This window comes from Cupriavidus basilensis OR16 (assembly GCF_000243095.1).
In the GTDB taxonomy this organism is placed as follows: Bacteria; Pseudomonadota; Gammaproteobacteria; order Burkholderiales; family Burkholderiaceae; genus Cupriavidus; species Cupriavidus basilensis_D.
In genome coordinates this window covers 1-479 of record NZ_AHJE01000390.1, presented here as the reverse complement: position 1 = coordinate 479, position 479 = coordinate 1, and the positions used below count along the sequence as shown (strand labels likewise).

Sequence of the window (479 nt, the reverse complement as noted above, 5' to 3'; positions counted from 1 at the left end):
GCGAGCAGGTACTGCAGGAAGCGGCAAAGCGCCTTGGCGTATCGACGCAGCAAGCCGCGCGCTATGCGCTCAAGTGGAAGCTGTTCTCCGGGGAGGTGGCGTGATGCACAACGCCAACACGATTTCCACCGCGCAAAGCGCTGCGGGCACGCTCGATGCAGCCACCCACGCCGCCAAGCCCAGGATGGGCCGCCTGGCCGCGGCCAGCACCATCGGCACCACGCTGGAGTGGTACGACTTCACCGTCTACAACCTGATGGCCGCGCTGGTGTTCAATGCGGTTTTCTTCCCCTCGTTCGATCCGCTCACCGGCACGATCCTGGCATTCTCCACCTATGCCGTGGGCTATGTTTCGCGGCCGCTCGGCGGCGTGCTGTTCGGGCACCTGGGCGACAAGCTCGGCCGGCGCTTCGTGCTGGTCGCCACGCTGATCCTGATGGGCGTGGCCACTGGCCTGATGGGCCTGCTGCCCACCTATA

The 479-nt window shown here is 65.8% G+C and carries 1 protein-coding gene; it reads left to right on the top strand.

Annotated elements, in window-relative coordinates:
- Positions 1-184: 184 nt before the first annotated feature.
- Positions 185-479: MFS transporter (locus OR16_RS39305; RefSeq protein WP_202801132.1), on the top strand; the 295-nt coding region annotated here is incomplete at its 3' end.